At 45.8% G+C, this 17,971-nt stretch carries 11 protein-coding genes; 6 read left to right on the top strand and 5 right to left on the bottom strand.

Translation table 11 applies throughout. The features are described from left to right. Positions 1-31: 31 nt before the first annotated feature. The 3 genes from gltX to NFI81_RS16975 are packed head-to-tail and all read left to right on the top strand — an operon-like array spanning position 32 to position 2,764. The gene (gene gltX, locus NFI81_RS16985) at positions 32-1,582 is read left to right on the top strand and encodes a glutamate--tRNA ligase (protein ID WP_234611282.1); all 1,551 of its coding nucleotides are present in this window, start codon (positions 32-34) and stop codon (positions 1,580-1,582) included. Between the two features lie 24 nt (positions 1,583-1,606). Continuing rightward, positions 1,607-1,933, top strand: a complete 327-nt coding sequence (locus NFI81_RS16980; protein ID WP_374759444.1) for a hypothetical protein — start codon at positions 1,607-1,609, stop codon at positions 1,931-1,933. Positions 1,934-1,984: 51 nt separating this feature from the next. Continuing rightward, the gene (locus tag NFI81_RS16975) at positions 1,985-2,764 is read left to right on the top strand and encodes a TIGR00266 family protein (protein ID WP_234611283.1); all 780 of its coding nucleotides are present in this window, start codon (positions 1,985-1,987) and stop codon (positions 2,762-2,764) included. A 109-nt stretch (positions 2,765-2,873) separates the two neighbouring features. On the opposite strand, the gene NFI81_RS16970 is transcribed toward NFI81_RS16975, so the two are convergent. The 5 genes from NFI81_RS16970 to NFI81_RS16950 all read right to left on the bottom strand — a co-directional run bounded on the left by NFI81_RS16970 (position 2,874) and on the right by NFI81_RS16950 (position 12,686). Continuing rightward, positions 2,874-3,881, bottom strand: a complete 1,008-nt coding sequence (locus tag NFI81_RS16970; protein WP_234611284.1) for a ligand-binding sensor domain-containing protein — start codon at positions 3,879-3,881, stop codon at positions 2,874-2,876. Positions 3,882-3,959: 78 nt separating this feature from the next. Continuing rightward, positions 3,960-6,026 (bottom strand): sialate O-acetylesterase, encoded by a 2,067-nt coding sequence (locus NFI81_RS16965; protein WP_234611285.1) that lies wholly within the window; start codon positions 6,024-6,026, stop codon positions 3,960-3,962. Between the two features lie 120 nt (positions 6,027-6,146). Then, a complete protein-coding gene (locus tag NFI81_RS16960; RefSeq protein WP_234611286.1) occupies positions 6,147-7,724 on the bottom strand; it encodes a RagB/SusD family nutrient uptake outer membrane protein in 1,578 nt (525 codons plus the stop codon). Between the two features lie 39 nt (positions 7,725-7,763). Next, positions 7,764-10,994, bottom strand: a complete 3,231-nt coding sequence (locus tag NFI81_RS16955; protein ID WP_234611287.1) for a SusC/RagA family TonB-linked outer membrane protein — start codon at positions 10,992-10,994, stop codon at positions 7,764-7,766. Positions 10,995-11,594: 600 nt separating this feature from the next. Next, positions 11,595-12,686, bottom strand: coding sequence for a Gfo/Idh/MocA family protein (locus NFI81_RS16950; RefSeq protein WP_234611288.1), 1,092 nt, complete (start codon positions 12,684-12,686; stop codon positions 11,595-11,597). A 219-nt stretch (positions 12,687-12,905) separates the two neighbouring features. Here NFI81_RS16950 and NFI81_RS16945 point away from each other — a divergent pair, with 219 nt between their 5' ends. From NFI81_RS16945 to NFI81_RS16935, 3 genes are all read left to right on the top strand, one after another. After that, on the top strand, positions 12,906-14,942 hold the full coding sequence (locus NFI81_RS16945; protein ID WP_234611289.1) for a DUF3858 domain-containing protein: 2,037 nt from the start codon (positions 12,906-12,908) through the stop codon (positions 14,940-14,942). A 9-nt stretch (positions 14,943-14,951) separates the two neighbouring features. Then, positions 14,952-16,880 carry a DUF3857 domain-containing transglutaminase family protein gene (locus NFI81_RS16940; RefSeq protein WP_234611290.1) on the top strand — a complete coding sequence of 643 codons (1,929 nt, stop codon included), beginning with the start codon at positions 14,952-14,954 and terminating at the stop codon, positions 16,878-16,880. 123 nt (positions 16,881-17,003) lie between these two features. Next, positions 17,004-17,942, top strand: coding sequence for a dihydrodipicolinate synthase family protein (locus NFI81_RS16935; protein ID WP_234611291.1), 939 nt, complete (start codon positions 17,004-17,006; stop codon positions 17,940-17,942). Positions 17,943-17,971: the final 29 nt, after the last annotated feature.

The following is a 17,971-nucleotide window of genomic DNA, read 5'->3' as shown; positions in this document are numbered from 1 at the left end:
GAAATCATCCAGTAAATTTTAGTTTAAGATAATGAATAATAAACCTGTCCGGGTAAGATTTGCCCCCAGCCCGACCGGCCCGCTGCACGCTGGCGGTGTTCGCACTGCCTTGTATAACTATTTGTTTGCACGCCAGCAAGGTGGCCAAATGTTGCTTCGCATTGAAGATACCGACCAGAACCGCTTCGTTCCCGGTGCGGAAGAATATATATTGGAAGCACTGCAATGGCTTGGAATAACCATTGACGAAGGCCCGCAGCAAGGCGGCCCGCATGCCCCTTACCGCCAGTCGGAAAGGAAAGAAATGTATCGTGAATATGCCGAAAGGCTCGTTGCTGAGGGAAAAGCTTACTATGCTTTTGACACAGCTGAGGAACTGGACACCATGAGAAAGCGGCTGGAAGCAGCCAAAGTCGCGGCTGCCCAATACAATGCGATCACACGCATGGAAATGACGAATTCGCTCACATTATCGGCCGAAGAAACCAAATCCAGGCTTGATAGCGGCGAAGCGTATGTGATCCGGATGAAGATCATGCCGAAAGAAGACATTCGTTTCAATGACCTCATTCGTGGCTGGGTTGTCGTGCATTCATCACAAATTGATGATAAAGTGCTTTTAAAATCCGACGGCATGCCTACTTACCATTTGGCCAACATTGTGGATGACCATTTGATGGGCATTACGCACGTGATCCGTGGTGAAGAATGGCTGCCATCTGCTCCATTGCACATTTTGTTATACAGATATCTTGGTTGGGAAAGCACCATGCCGCAATTTGCACATCTTCCGCTCTTATTAAAACCGGACGGAAACGGCAAGTTATCAAAACGCGACGCAGATCTGGGAGGCTTCCCGATTTTCCCACTTGAATGGACTGATCCCAACACAGGCGACAAAGCAAAAGGATTCAGAGAGGAAGGCTATTTTGCAGATGCAACGGCCAATTTCCTTGCCTTACTGGGCTGGAATGCTGGAACTGAGCAGGAGCTTTTCAATATGGAAGAGCTAATCGCCGCATTCAGTTTCGAGCGTGTGCATAAGGCTGGGGCAAGATTTGATATTCAGAAAGCAAACTGGTTCAATCAACAATATCTAAAAAACCTGGACGATACGACGCTTATAGACCAGGCAAAACCGCTTTTTGAGGCGCAGAACATCCATGTTACCACCGAACAACTGGCGCAAATTGTGTTTCTGTTGAAAGACCGCGTGCACTTTGTGAAGGAGATTGTGAGCGAATCCAGCTTTTTATTCCACACACCTGAAACCTACGATCAGGAATTGGTTTTGAAAAAATGGGATGAGCAGGCAGTGAACGCAATCTCAGGCTTCAAGGATTCTCTGGTCGCTTTTGAAGGTGAATTTATTGCGCATCACATTAAGGAAAACCTGGCAGCGACTATGGAAACGCTTGGTATAAAAATGGGCAAAATCATGCAGGCGCTGCGCCTCGCGCTTACCGGCGAAGGACACGGACCAGACTTAATGGTGACCATGGAAATTCTGGGAAAAGATGAAGTCGTAAAAAGACTGGATAATGCCCTAACCCGCTTACCAGCGCAAATTCGCCTGGCATAGTTGTGATATAACCGTTGGATCAAAATGAATTGGTATCCGGGCATCCGGTTCCATAATTTAGTAATCAATCGAAATGACCGCTTTGCGGCGAGACACATGGCTAAGAAAAAACCAAACGATACGACCAAACCAGCTGCGGAAAAGCCAAGGGTTCATAAGGACCTGGATGGTTTTGATATTCAGATCAACTCATTCGGTGAGATCACCACGAGTTTTGATATGGACCGTATCAATGAATTTTTGAATAAAAATGTGGACGACAAAAAGCTCCGGGACCGGGAGGATATTCCCGGCCGGAAAACCCGCAAAAAGAAGAAAACAAGCGAGGAAGAGGAGGAGGAAGAAGAGTAGCAAGTGGTCATTGCAGTTCAACTTACTATCAAATAAACCTTTTACGCAAAGATGATCTCACACGAAATTGATTACAAAATTATTGGCGACGATATCCAGGTCGTAGAAATTGAGCTGGACCCGAACGAAACGGTGATCGCAGAAGCCGGCGCGATGTTATTCATGGAAGATGGCATTGAGTTTGAAACCAAAATGGGCGATGGCTCGGAAGCGAACCAGAGCATTATGGGCAAGATCTTCCAGGCAGGAACGCGCTTGATCACGGGCGAATCACTTTTTATGACCCACTTTACCAACAGAGGTTATGGTAAGAAAAAAGTAGCATTTGCAGCACCTTACCCGGGGACCGTGATGCCGATTGATCTTTCCAAAATCTATGGAAATGAGCTGATCGTTCAGAAAGATGGCTTCTTATGCGCTGCGATGGGCACAAGCATGAAAATCCATTTCAACCAGCGCTTTGGATCAGGTTTGTTTGGTGGTGAAGGTTTTATATTACAAAAAATCAAAGGCGACGGAATGGCATTCGTGCATGCAGGCGGCGTTGTGATGGAGCGACAATTGAACAACGAATCCATTCGCATAGACACAGGCTGCGTGGTTGCTTTTGAACAGTCATTGAGCTTCGACATTCAGCGTTCCGGCGGGTTGAAGTCCATGGTTTTCGGCGGAGAGGGAATGTTCCTGGCCACATTGCGTGGAACAGGCCGCTGCTGGATCCAGTCTATGCCCATTTCAAAATTAATCCAACGACTGTCTGTCGGCGGTCCGAATGCAAATAAAGAAAGTGGTTCTGTAATTGGAGGACTAGGCAGAATGTTTGAAGGTTGATGTTTCGACCGCCCGGCGGCCCGGTTCGCTCAATATGACAAACACTTTGTCACACTGAGCGAAGTCGTAGTGTGACAGTCCAGGGTAAGCGCGAAAGTGCTTGCCTTTTTTATTTCAGAATATAAAGCCCTTCACCGGTTCCCAGCCACATTTCGCCGTCGGGGCTTTCGGCAAATGCAAAAATCCCGCTCGTTCCCAGCTTAGGAAATGTCCAATCTTTGCCGTTGAAAATTCCACATTTTTTATCAGCAGCGAAAAATGACACCCAGAGGTTTCCGTTTTTAGCTGAGAAGATGCGATGTGTGAAATAGTACACATTCTTCTCGTCAGGCAGGTTCAGGATTTGTGCTTTGCTGCCATTGAATTTGAAAATCTGAGGTCTTCCCGCAGCCATTAAGCTGGATAAACTATAATCGATCGACGCCACTAATTCATTGCTATTATTAACAACGATGTTGCCGAAGTAATACGGTTTGAAACCCAATTCCCTGGAACCAGCCACAGAGATTGAGTTGTCAGGATTTATCTTCGCCAGAGAAACTTCGTTAACACCGTCATTGATCGCCACCCAGGCATGATTGGATTGGTCGATGACAATGCTTTGCACCATATTTCCGGGCAACTTTGAATTGGCAGGGGTAAATGTTTTGAATGCAGTTCCATCATATTTTACCAATCCACCGGACTGATAACTGCTGCACGAAAACCAAATGTTATCATCGGCATCGACGGCTATGGAACGGACGGCGTTTTTGGGAAAACCAAATTGACTCGCCTCATATCGGGTGAACTTTGAGCCGTCATATTTGATCAGGTCATCGCTGCCAATCCAGATGTTGTTTGCCTTGTCCACAGCCACGGCCATGATCCCTGCATCCGTAAGGATAGAATTGGAGGAATCGAAGATCCTGGCCGACTTGCCATCATATTGGATCAGCCCGTTTTTAGATGTTCCCAGCCAGGCAATGCCATTTTTATCAAATGCAATGCTGGTGATGAAATATTCTTTTAATGTAATATCCGAAAGCCTGCGGCCGTCTGGTGCAACGTCGTCTGAGTCCTTTTTGCAAGAACCGAACAACAGCAGTAAAGCAAAGATCAATGTAGAAAATCTCATAGCGGTCGGGGCTTAGGTTGCTATCCGTATTGACACCAATATGGATAAAATCGTTGGAAAATATTGACTTTCATTGTTTTAATCAACAAATGTCATTCGCTGCGTACTCGTGCCTGCTTCCGTTACAATGCGCAAGACGTAGATGCCTGCGGGCAATGGGTAAATGGGGCGGACAGACAACAAACCGATAATTTCGCGGTCGGACACAAACAAAGGATGCGCGCTACCAGAGATATCAAACAGGGAGAGCCGGGGAGCCGGCCTGGCTTGATCTGTTTCCAGATAAAATGCCTGCCTTGTAACCGGGTTGGGGAATGCAACAAGCCGTGGCAATGCGCCCGGCTCCAGAATGGTGACAATGGGTGAGTAGGATGTCGTGCCATCCGCATACTCCATTCGGACGCGGTAGAAAATGATCTTTGCGTCCGGATCCGAGTCGGTGAAAGCGTAAATGCCTGAACTTTTCCCGCTGTCGGAAATACTGTATTGTTGTAGATCTGTGTAAATGTCTCCGTTCGTCGTTTTCTCGAGAACCATCCGCTGCATGCCAGGATTAGCGGCCACCAACCACGTTACGTGAATGGTTTGATTCATTTTGACCGCACTGATTGTGTTCACAACCTGCACGGATTTGTAAGCATTATTTACATAAAACAGCGACGAAGTGCTGCCCGCGAGATTGGGCGTTGTGCCTGCCAGCCGGATGTTGTATTGTCCATCCGCCAGATTGGTGGGAAGTTTGATAAGCAAAGGATTTTCACTCCCTATGCCGACTGTGTCAACAAATTTTCCGCTTTCATCAAACAATTCTGCGCGCAAAGCAAGCCCGGTTTCATTTTCCCCATTGACTTTGTAACCAACATAAAACGATGAACCTGGAAATGCCGTGGAAGGCACAATGCCGGAGTGAATGGAGTTAGCGGGTTGAACAGGGATGATTTTTTTGAAAAGAGAGTCGGTTAAGGCCCGGTTCCAGGCAGAGGCAGCTAATGTTAATCCCTGAATGCCACCGGGCACGTTTTCGAAATGTTCGGAAACCGGTCTTGGGATTTGAATGGTGTCCAAATTCGGGCCGGGAAATGTATTGAAGCCATTGAGTGACGAAAGCCTGTTTTGCGCATTGATAACCGGCAAATAAGGATCTTTAACAATGTTGCTGGCCGAATTCCGGGCAATCACCCAGGGCACATGATAACCCGCATCCGCCCTGGCATTTGTAATTAATGTCTGGATGTTATTGAAATAATCTTGCTCAGTGAATTTCAACTGCGCATCATTTTCTCCGTGTGACCAAAGCACCGCACGAATGCCAAGCCTTGAATTTAAATATCGGATTGTGTTTACAATGTTAGAATAGGGCTGTCTGTTTGGCCAGGATTTTCCTACATAAGGGTTGAAAGCGTCTTTCCCAGTTGCCGCGTCGCGGTAGCTGTCAGAATTGGCTGCTGCCCAGGCTGCATTTAAAAAGAGGACCGGGGTTTTCAGTCTTTTCGATATCAAATCACCCAATTCACCCCAGTACCAGGCCGTTTCTCCCGAGGGAAAAATGAAGTTGTCTTTTTCCAAAATACTAAAATCCAACTGCCGCATAGGCTCGTTTGGCGCAACCGTAATATTCTCAGCATTCAGTGCCTTGTTTACAGCATTGATGGAAATGACCTGGTTTGAGGCACTTTTTGCGCCTAACCCGGGCAAGCCCATGGCATTGGAATTGCCCGCCACAAGAAAAACTTCGCCCACGCCGACCCGGTCAATCAAAACAGAATCAATGTTTCCATTTGGCAAGACAGCCGATATTTTCAGGTTGTACCAGCCCGTTTCTGCCTTAATGGAGGCGGTAAGGAATCCTTGACGAAGTTGTTCCTCCTCAAAAACCCAGGTTTTCGCTTTATGCACATTCCCTTCGATTGGCGTAAGGTGTCCCTGGATGCTTGCGTAAGGTCGGAATGCATAGGCAGTTATCGCGATGAGTGCGGAACCAGCATTGTCGCGCTGGACAATCTGGTTGTTAGTTGGTGTAGTTAATGCAAGTTGACCATTTGCGCAAATAGAAAAAAGGAGCAATAAGGCCAAGCAGAAATAGCGAAAATCAAACGAATCGCCCGGGGATACTTGAAAGCAATGTTCGCGTAATTTTCTCGTCATTAACCTTTGTGTTACTTTTTGAATACTTAAATCTAACTTATATTACGCTGCGGCCTTTACCTTATTGCATAAAAAAAGAGCCGGCCCAAATCTGGACCGGCTCTCGCAAGCATATTCTGCTTATTGACCGTAACCTGGATTTTGAGGAGTCAGGCCAGGATTGTTCTTCATTTCCTGGATTCCCAATGGGAACAGCAAATGTTTTTCCTGCAAAGGAACACCTGAGCCAACGTTCAAGTTAAGGTGACCAACGAAATTGTCAAATCCTTTTGTTTTTTCGTTGAACACTTTACGCAGACGAACCATGTCAAACCATGTGATGCCTTCGTAAGCGAATTCATACCAACGCTCTCTCCAAACCGCTTCGCGGAATGTTGCAGCAGTGAATGTTCCGATCGCAGGCGTCGTCAACTTGGCACGGTCACGGATTCTTTTGTAAGCCGCGTAAGCTTCCGCAGTTGGGCCGCCTACTTCGTTTTGTGCTTCTGCATAGATCAGCAACACTTCTGCATAACGGATCAGGTTCACGTTCAGGTTATTGTTACGTGTTGCTGTGATGCCAGGAGCACCCAATGCAGTCTGGTTGAAATGCTTGAATACATATGGCGCACCAAGGTTGAATTTCGCTCCGTCACCATTGGTATAATACGTAGTGTAGAACCAACCTTCCTGATCCAAGGTACGCAAGTCGCCTTTTTCATAAGAGTTGTAAAAACTCGTTGTAGGGATCGTACTTCCGGTTCCACCTGGACCTGCATAAGTTACAGCCTTAAAGTTCGGGAAGTAATCGTTCAACGGGAACGCTGCAACAGCCACATTATACTGGATCTGGAATAAATGTTCCAATCTGTTTTTCAACGCTTCGGTATGGATTTCCTTGTAAGTAGGGAAAAGGTTCACCGTTGTTGGATTTGCTTTCGAGTAAGTGATCACTTCAAAAGCTTTGTCAGCCGCAAGTTTGTAATGCGAAGCACCTTTGCTTAGCGGGAAACCAGCCATTGTCAGATAGACTTTTGAAAGCAATGATTTCACAGCCATCTGCGTAGCACGACCGCTTGTTTCAAAAACAGGAAGTCCGGCAGCTTCTGCTGCAACCAGGTCTTCAACGATCAGCTTGTAAACTTCTTCCTGAGGAGCTCTTGTTGCAAAGAAATCTTCCGAAGTCGCAGTTTGTGGTTTAGTAACCAAAGGAACATCACCCCAGAGGCGAACAGCATTGAAATAAGCCCATGCTCTCAGGAAACGAGCTTCACCGATCAGCTTAGTTTGCTGCGCAGGCGTTGCAGGAGCCAGGAAAGGAATGGTTGGGATTTTTTCCAAAGCCAGGTTCGCGTTAGCGATAATGCGGTACAATCCGTTCCACCAGTTGTTGATATGCGCGGTGTTACCATCGTAAGTCAACGAATAAAGGTTGTTCAAATCGGAGTTCTGTCCCGTTTCAGTAGTTGCAGTTCCAGTTACTGCTTCCAGCAATTGCCAGTTGGCAGAAAAGATCCCGGCTCCATCACCATAAAACCGAAGACCAGCGTATGTTGCCGCCACAGCAGCTTCTGCGTGATCCGGAATTGTGTAGAAGCTCTCCGGGGTAAGGTTGGATGGATCTTCTTCGTCCAGGAAGTCTGAGCAGCTCGTCGGTCCCAGCAAAATAGCGCCGAAAAGAAGTGCCGTCCCTATGTTTTTTAATTTATATAACTTCATAATGAATATCTGTTTTTAAAAAATAACTTAACCTGTTCATTAAAATGCGATCTGCAGACCAGCCATGTAAGTAGTTGGTTTTGGATAGCTGTGCCAGATCATACCTTGTGAAAATACGTTATCAGCATCTCCACCACGGATTGGTGTTTGCTCAGGATCACCATGTGGGTATTTGGTCAATAAGAAGAAGTTTTGAGCAGAAACATAAATTCTCAATTTGCTCAATTTCATCTTGCTGATCATTTCCGATGGGAAGCTGTAACCCAAAAGCAAGTTTCTGCCACGAAGGAATGAACCGTCAAAGATCCAGCGTGTATCCACGTTTGTTACGTAACCTGCACGTGTTTCACGAATTTCAGCAATTTGTGAATTCTGGTTCTCAGGAGTCCATGCACCCAATACAGTAGCGTAGCTGTTTGCGATAGAAACGCGGTCTTCACTAGCGTGCAGGTTCATGTCCATGATATCATTTCCATAAGAGAACTGCATGTCAAATGTCAGGTCAAAGTTGCCGTAACGAACTGTGTTCGCCAAAGTTCCCCAGCCTTTTGGGCTACCATTTCCGATAATGCTGCGATCCGCATCTGTGATGGCACCGTCGCCGTTGAAATCTTTGTATTTGATATCACCAGGCAACATTTTAAGGTTGTTACGATAGCTGGTAAACTTAGCAGCCTCATCTCTTTCAGCCTCGCTCCATACGCCCAGACGTGTAAGTCCCCAGAATGCACCAACAGGCTCTCCGATACGGATAATGCTCGTTTGGTTGGTAATACCAGGACCACCCACTCCGAAAATGTCAGAAGGTGTTGCCAATGACAATACTTTGCTTCTGTTGAACGAGATATTGAAGTTAGTATTCCATGAGAAGTTAGCTCTTTCAATGTTCGTCGTATTCAAAGCAAGCTCAACTCCTTTGTTTTCCATTGAACCAATGTTCTTTCTGATAACCGCGTAACCGCTTGTACGTGGAACCGGTGCATCCAGAAGCATATCTGTCGTTTTTCTGTAATAATAATCCGCCTCAAGAGAGATTCTGCCTTTCAGGAAGCTAATTTCAAGACCTGCATCAGTTTGCGCTGTTTTTTCCCACTTCAAATCAGGGTTAGCAAGTCTGTTGATACCCGTTCCGTTAAATCTCGCATCGTTGTAGATGGTTGCGTAGTTAGCGCTCAGCAGAGACAATGAAGAATATGCAGGGATTTCAGAGTTACCAGTCAAACCATAGCTGGTTCTCAGTTTCAGGTTCGAGATAAGCGTGTTTCCTTTCAGGAATTCTTCATCAGAAACTTTCCATGCCAAAGCAGCAGATGGGAACACCGCATATTTGTGGTTATCACCGAATTTAGATGAACCATCGATACGGCCCGTTACTGTTAACAGATATTTCTCTTTCAATGTGTAGTTCACACGTCCAAAGTAAGAATTGAACGCAAAACGTGCAGCACCAGAACCTACAGTCGGCAAGGTTGCGCCCGCTCCGAGGTTATTGAAGTTGAAGTAATCCGTAGAGAAGTTACGAACGCTTGCACCAGTTGTCGCAATGTTTGTTTCCTGCCATGAAATACCCAAAAGCGCGTTGATCGCGTGGATACCATTGAAAGTTTTGTTGTAAGTCAGGTAGTTTTCAAAAGACCAGAATGTTTCTTTTCTGTTGTATTTACCAGCTGTACCAGATTCACCGATAGCCAATGTACGCGTCTGCGATTCGTTGATCTCTTGAGTCAAAATGTTCGCACCAAGGATTGAACGCAATTCAAGGCCAGGAGCAAGTGACACGTTAGCATATAAGCTACCCAAAGTAGTCTGCGTATTCTGGTTGTATTTACGACCATTCAAACGGTGAACCGAGCTGAATGCACCTTCAGCCTGTGGATAATCACGGTTGTTGGCATAAGTTCCGTCCGGGTATTTAACAGGAAGGAAAGGAAAATCCTCTACCATTTGACGTGGAACCGCATCATTGATATCGACAAGGTTTTCAGCCTGGTTGTTATAGCTCAATGTAGCTCCGACTTTCAACCATTTTTTAACCTGGTCATCAATGCTGAAACGAGTTGAATAACGTTTCAGGAAAGATGTTTTGATCAAACCCTGATCGTCACGATAGTTCAATGACAACGAGTAAGTTGTTTTGTTGTTACCACCGCTGAAGCCCAATTGATGGTTTTGGGAAACCTTGTTTTGCGTAGCTTCTTTGAACCAGTCGGTATCATAGTTTGGGATGAAATTACCGCTTCCGTCTACTGTAAAGATATCAGGGTGTTTCGCGTTCAGTTCTGCGCGGCGCACTTTCGGGTTTTGCGGAGCATATTTTCCGGCAGCCCATCCAGCAGGGTCATATTTTGCAATGTTTGCATAAGCAAGGTCTTCAACCGCAAGATATTCTTTTGCGTTCAACACTTTTGCTCTTTTTGGCCCCGCTGTCGGAACGCTCAGGTCCAGGTTGTAAGTAACAACACCTTCGCCCGATTTTCCTTTTTTAGTGGTAACCAAAATAACACCATTCGCACCTCTTGCACCATAAATAGCTGTCGACGAAGCATCTTTCAAAACCTCAACAGACACGATGTCGTTAGGGTTAATGAAGTCGATGGCCTGGCTTTGCTGGTTCTGGTTTCCTTGCGGAAGCATTACACCATCCACCACGTACAATGGGTTGTTTGAAGAGTTAATAGAGCTAAATCCACGGATACGCACATTGGCACGACCACCTGGGCGTCCCGAGTTCACGTTAACCTGCACACCGGAAACCTTACCCTGAAGAGCCTGGTTCAAAGATGGTGCCGGACGCTCTTTCAGCTGATCTTCCTTAACAGAACCTACGGAACCTGTTAAGTCAGACTTTTTAGCGGTACCGTAACCGATAACGACCACTTCACTAAGCGCTTTTGAATCTGATTCCAATGCAAGGTCAAGCGTTGTGCGGTTTCCCACTTCAACTTCCTGACCAATGTAACCCACAAAGCTGAAAACAAGCGTTGCGCCTGCGTCAGGCACTTGCAGTGTGTAATTTCCAGTTCCGTCAGTTGTTGTACCTGTGCTGGAACCTTTTATAACGACGTTTACACCTGGTAAGCCGTCCCCGTTTTCCTTATCGGTAACTTTTCCTTTTAAAGTTTTATCAATTTTAGCATGAGCAGCAGTCCCCGAAGCGATGATCGTGTTGGCAGAAGCCACAAAGGGACTTGAAAGAGCGGGTATTAAAAACAATGCATTCCGGATATTCCGCATTCGGAACAACCATTGATAGGTATCGGTATTTTTCATGTAGGTTAGTATTGGTTAAACGTTTTTCATGCAATCTTGGCAAATGTTCATAAACTGGTACAAAGTGAATTTTAGCAATTGAGTGTTTTCTGTGTCATAAATTAGTAGTTTACAGGTGAGGAAATGAATTTATGCTTATGTATTAAATTATGGTTATTATTTAATTAATTCAATTTTTGAAAAGACAAATTTTTGGCATCGGCAATGTTCTGTTTTGGGATTTTGATGTTTAGAGGGTTTTGATTTGCAAACCAGGTGCAACGAAATTATTAATCGTGAGAGGTGCCAGGAGCGTGATTTGTGCCAGGGTATTTGCGTGACTTTTCAAAGTGTAAAAACGATGCAAAACAATATCCAATCGGATGAGATTTTTAAAAGTCTTAAAAATACGTTGCAATATTATAATAATTAACAATAAATTTCGAATGAGAGGCAGAGAAAATATAGAATTTTCTGTGCAAACGTTTGCATAAATTCAGCCATAAATGATCAATTTTCGCTCGGAATCAATTAGTTAACCATTAGTATACATAAAAGTGCCTTGTTACTTTTTCCGTATGTAACCGAAAAGTAACAAGGCATTTATTTATTCCGAAGCTGTTAAACCAGGTCCACGGTGCGTCCGGTCTTCACTGATTCGTCACATGCAAATGCAATTTGTAAACTCGTCACAGCATCCTGCAAGTGGTCTGTCAGATCGAAATCCTCACGGACCGCATTCAGGAAATAGCGCTGCTCGCGGTTGCAGAGTTCCTGGTGATCCGGCTCGTCTTCCAGATTGATCCAGGAATCTTCTTTCACAAATTCGTCCTGATCATTCAGGTCTGCATAATGCACACGGATCGATTCGGTCTTCGTATGCGCTTCTACGGAAGAAGATTTTCCCGTTCCGCCCGCATCTTTTGCTACGATAGAAACGCTTCCTTTCGGTCCGATCACATCTTTCACAAAGAATGCAGTTTCACTGATCATCGGTCCCCAACCCGCTTCGTACCAGCCTACGGAACCATCTTCAAACCAGATCTGCAATTGACCGTAATTATAATTTCCCGCAGGAATGTCTTCCGTCAAACGTGCACCAATTGCGTTTACGCGCAAAGGTTTCGAACGCGTCATCTGGCACATTACGTCTATGTAATGCACTCCGCAGTCCACGATGGGGCTCAGGCTTTTCATCAGGTTCCGGTGAACGCCCCACATATATCCGTGGCTTTGCTGGTTCAGGTTCATGCGCATAACCAATGGTTTTCCAAGGTTTTGTGCCTCAGCAACAAAACGCTCCCACGAAGGATGCACACGAAGAATATAACCTACAACCACTTTCTTACCAGCCGTTTTCGCAGCTTCCACCACACGCTTAGCCCCTTCAACAGTATCAGCAAGCGGTTTTTCGATGAAAACATGCGCACCGCTTTCAAGCGCTTTTATTGCAAAGTCCTCATGCGTGTCCGGGTAAGTTGAAATGCAGACTGCATCCGGTTTTGTTTCCCTCAAAGCAGTGTCATAATCGCTGAAAAGCGCATAACCGCCGCCAAGTTTTTCATTCAGAACTTCTTTGCTTTTGCCTGTTGAAACGATCCCGCAGATCTCAAAACCGTCCAGCGAATGATATGCAAATGCATGGGAGGCTCCCATGTTGCCACAACCGACGACTAGTACGCGAAGTGGGCTTCCATTTTCAAAAGATGACATAGTAATTGTAAAATGTTAATGATCCGGGTTAATAGGAATAGGTAAAATGGGAACAAGGCCGGGCTCTGTTTCGTCTCAAAAATAGGCATTAAAATCTGTTTTTGCAGTTTGACGGATTTGAGTGAAAAAAAATCTACCAAGAGTTACAAATTTTTTGTGAAAATCAAATTAATGCTGCAATTATGCATAATAATTTCTACCTCTTCATTTGTTCGTTGCATGACTCACTTTTTACTTCAGTGCAGACTGTCCTGCGTTGTTTCATGGAGGGTTTATGCCCTTTCAATCCTCACGTTTCTCTCACTCAATGCTTTTGCCCAGGATGATTTCAAACCCAAATTCGGGGTTGTGGACCGTGCCGCGGTAGAAATGACTGCTTTCCCGGGCGATAGCTCGGCCGCCGCAGTTTACCTCTACGATTTTGGCGAAGTTACTTACCGTTACGACGACATCCGCGGACTTGTGATGGTGATGGAATCCTGGATCAGGATCAAAATCCTAAAAGAGTCAGCCCTGGACCGAGCTTCCATTGCAATCAATACTTACGAAGGCAGCGGACCCGAGAACCAGGAAATGTTGGACGACATTCAGGGATACACGTATAATATGGAGAACGGACAGGTTGTACGAACTGCGATGGACAGGAAGTCGATCAAGCGGGAAAAAGCCACGGGTAAATATTATGCTTACAAATTCAACCTCGCCAATGCACGCAAAGGTTCGGTGATCGAATATTCGTACAGGCGCACAACGCCATTGACTGTCCGCGATAAACCCGCTCCCTGGTCTTTTCAGGCCTCCGTGCCGAGTAAGTGGAGTGAGTTCCGCATTACGATCCCGTTTTTTCTGGAATATAAAACAACCATGAGCGGTTACCTGCCCCTGTATATCAGCGAACAGGAGCCTACGGACGTGCATTTTAGCTTGTCCAAGCTTAACGGGCGCGGCGTCGCCTATCGTTTTGTTGTGAAGGATGCGCCAGCATTTGTCAACGAACCTTTTATAACGACAGAAAGTGATTATTTGTCCAAGGTTAATTTTGAGCTTTCCGTCATTCAGGTGCCTGGTGAAATATCGAAGCATTTTTCCAACACCTGGGACAATGTTGAAAAGACATTGAACGAGGCAAGCTGGTTTGGCGTAGAGTTGCGTAAATCATCATTCCTCAAAGCCAAGCGCGATGAAATTATGCAAACCGCCAAGACGCCGGAGGAAAAGATGGAGCTGGCATACAGGCATCTGCAAAGCCATATGAAATGGGACGGTTCGTCGTATCTTGGTTCCAGAGACGGTGTCAAAAAAGCCTACGAAAATAAGGCAGGCAATGCTACGGAGGTGAATTTGATACTCACTTCACTGCTTCGCGAATTAGACCTGAATGCTGATCCTGTGATCCTGAGCACACGTTCCAATGGCAGGTTTCTGAAAGAAATCCCGCTTCTGGAAAGCTGCAATTATGTGGTCAGCCACGTTGAGATCGCCGGAAAAGAATATTTTCTGGACGCCACTCAGCCCTATGCCAAGCTCGGCCTTCTACCAGAGCATGCATTGAACGGTTATGGCAGGCTTATCCCTAAAAAGGGAGCTGGGCGGTTTTTGGATATAAAACCACAGGATATGCAGACCAGACTGGAAATGGTGAATGCAAACATCCAGCCCGAAGACGGAAGCATAAAAGGCAATTACAGCATTTCCTATGCGGGTTATGAAGCATTACGATGGCGGGACAAATATGTGAAAGAGCCTGATGACACTTACCACGAAGCGCTTAAAAAGCGATCGCCGGAATGGAAGATCAGCAACATTGCTGTTAAAAATAAGAGTGATGATTTGAAACTGGCGGTGAATGTGGCCTGTGATTTCGAACTGGAAGACGAGAATGCTTCGGGCGAATTATTTTATTTCAATCCCATCATGGCCGGTCGCTGGGAAAGTAACCCGCTGAAATCGAAAGAACGGATCTATCCGCTTGACTTTACCAGCGGCATGTCGGAGTCGTTTATTGCGAATTATAAGCTTCCGGCAGGTTATGTTTTGGAAGAAATGCCAAAGGCGGAGATGATTATGCTTCCGGATAAAGCCGGGAAATTTGTATATCAGGTGCGGCAGGCTGGTGATGTAATTCAGGTCAACAGCACAATGGTGCTTTCCAAAACAAACTTTGCGCCCGACGAATATCATGCATTGCAAGAGTTTTTTGAGCGCGTAGTCCAAAAACATGCGCAACCGCTGGTTATTAAGAAAAAGGCCAATTAACCCTCAGCTATGCGATTTTTAGTATCAGTAATATTTTTAGCCTGCTCCCATTTCTTGCATGTACAGGCACAAGGTGAATTTGATGTCACCAAAATAAGCCCCGAGCTCAATGCCGGGGCAAATGCTGTTATCCGTGTGGATGAGGATATTTTTGAGGTTGTATCAAAAGCAGAAGCGCGCCACAAAAAGCGGACGGTTGTGACCATTTTGAATGAAAGCGGGGAAGCGGAATATGGGCAACTCATGGTGGGTTATGATAAGTTTACCAAAATCAACGACATCAGCGGCAACCTTTACGACGCCACCGGCAAACTGCAAAAGAAGCTTAAAAACGCAGACATTACGGATTATGGATATGGCGGCGGCGGCGACAACATTACCGACGCAAGGATTAAGCTGGCCGATTTTGGTAAGAAAAGCTATTCCTATCCTTACACGGTTGAGTTCATTTACGAGACCAAGGAGAAAAACATGATGTTCTATCCCCGCTGGATGCCTTTATCCGACTCCAAAACCGCTGTTGAACGCGCCCATTTTACGATCAAGACGCCAGCCGGTTTCAAGTTTCGGTATAAAGAATATAATGGTATAAAAGCCGTTCAAAAATCCAGGGGAGACGACGGTTCGGACATTTACACCTGGATTGTGGAAAAGTATGCCGTGCCCCTCACCACGGACTTTTATCCGCTTCCGTTAATGGATTACACGCCTATGGTCATGGCTGCGCCATCCGATTTTGAAGTGCAGGATTATCAGGGAAATTTCAATAGCTGGGACGATTTTGGTAAATTCTATCATACATTAAATGCAGGCCGCGACGTGCTTCCGCCAGCGACGGTTACAGAGATCAAGTCGTTGATTGCCAATGCGAAAACGGATCGGGAGAAAGTTGAGAAAATATACAAATGGATGCAGGCGCGCTCGCGTTATGTGAGCATTCAGCTCGGGATCGGCGGCTGGCAGACCATTGACGCAATGACCGTCGCCAACAAAGGTTATGGCGATTGTAAGGCATTGAGCAATTTCACCGTTGCTGCATTACGCCAGGCTGGAATCCCTGCTTATGTCGCTCTTATCAAAGCTGGTGACGAGGCATTCATGAAACCTGATTTTCCCAGCAGTCAGTTCAATCACGTGATTGCCTGCGCCGTGGTGGCGAAAGACACCATGTGGCTGGAATGCACCAGCCAGACTACAACCCCCAACTTCATGGGCACATTCACCGGCAGCCGCCACGCCTTGCTCATCACACCCGAAGGCGGAAAACTGGTGCCAACGCCCGTTTACAAATCACACCAGAATACCAGAAAAAGCCGCGCCAATGTAAATCTGGACGAAGGCGGGAACGGACAGGTGGAAGTGCAGACATTGTATGCGGGTTTGCAACAGGAATCGCGGAACACCGTTTTTCACAATGGTAATAAAGAAGAGCAAAGAAAGTGGCTGATGAACCACATTAATCTGCCTAGCCTTGATCTGCAACGATTTGAACTTATGGAAGGCCGCGAAACAGAACCGACCATGACCGAAAAGCTTTCCCTTAATGTAAGAAATTGCGCCACCAAAACAGGGACACGGCTTTTTATCAAACCCACACTATTAAGCCGCCCGTTTGATTTGCCCGCCACCACAGAACGCACAACAGATTTCTATTTGCCCGGTTCGGTGTACGACTTTACCGATTCTGACACGGTCTCCTACGTCATTCCAGCGAATTATAAGCTGGAAACAACATTGCCGTCTGTTCAGATCAAATCGGTTTTTGGCACTTATGAATCAAAGACGGTTTTGGAAAATAACAAGCTTGTATGTGCACGGAAGGTCGTTATGAACGGCGGGCGCTACAACGCCAAGGATTTTCCCGCCTGGATCGATTTCCTCAAAAAGGTAAGGAAAGCAGACCGCGCCCAAGTCGTATTCGTCGAAAACAAACCTTGAACTCCGGATTCGGTTTTATGTTAAAATTCGTATATTATTGATTAAAACCAGAAATGTTTGTCGGTTTTTCAACCATTAACTTTGACAAAAATTAAGATCTTTCATAGTTAACACAATCAATATATGAACAAGGAATCCTGGCAAGGTGTATTTCCGGCGTTGCTAACGCCTTTCAAATCAGATGACAGCATTGATTTTGATCTTTTTCGCAAAAATCTGGAAGTGCAGATCGAAGCAGGCGTGACTGGCGCGATCGTTTCAGGCTCACTGGGCGAAGCAAGCACATTGACGAAAGCGGAAAAAGTGGAATTGGTTAAATATGCCAAAAGCATTGTTGCGCAGGATTTCCCGATCGTGGTCTGCATTGCCGAGCAATCCACTGCGGAAGCGGTAAGCCTTGCCAAAGAAGCCGAAGCTGCGGGTGCAGACGGCCTAATGGTCTTGCCTCCAATGCGTTACAAAGCCGACGATCACGAAACGGTTGTTTACTTCAAAACCATCGCGCAAAGCACCTCATTGCCATTAATGATCTACAACAATCCGGTAGATTACAAAATCGAAGTGACGTTACAAATGTTCGAGCAGCTTGCCGAGATTCCGAATGTGCACGCAATCAAGGAATCAACACGTGACGTAAGCAATGTTACCCGCCTGTACAACCGTTTCGGTGACCGTTTCAAAGTTTTCTGCGGCGTGGATACATTGATTATGGAAGAGGTTATGCTGGGCTGCGACGGCGTTGTGGGTGGCTTGGTTGACGCATTCCCAAAAGAAACCGTTGCGATTTTCAATCTGGTTAAAGCTGGTTTATATAAAGAAGCCTTGGCCGTTTACCGTTGGTATCTTCCTTTGCTAGAACTGGACATTCATCCAAAACTGGTTCAAAACATCAAGCTTGCCGCTACCAAAGCAGGCATTGGCTCGGAATTCGTTCGCGCACCAAGATTAGTTTTGGAAGGCGCAGAGCGTGAAAAAGTGCTTGCAATTATTGATCAAGCTATTTCAACTCAGCCTGCATTGCCAGATTATTTGAATTTGTCTTCGGATTTTTCTGTTGCATAACATTGTCGCATGACGTAATCCGGCTTTAC

The sequence above is a fragment of the Dyadobacter fanqingshengii genome (assembly GCF_023822005.2).
Classification (GTDB): Bacteria; Bacteroidota; Bacteroidia; order Cytophagales; family Spirosomataceae; genus Dyadobacter; species Dyadobacter fanqingshengii.
The sequence above is the reverse complement of the archived record's forward strand: the minus strand, read 5'-3'. Positions and strand labels throughout refer to the sequence as shown.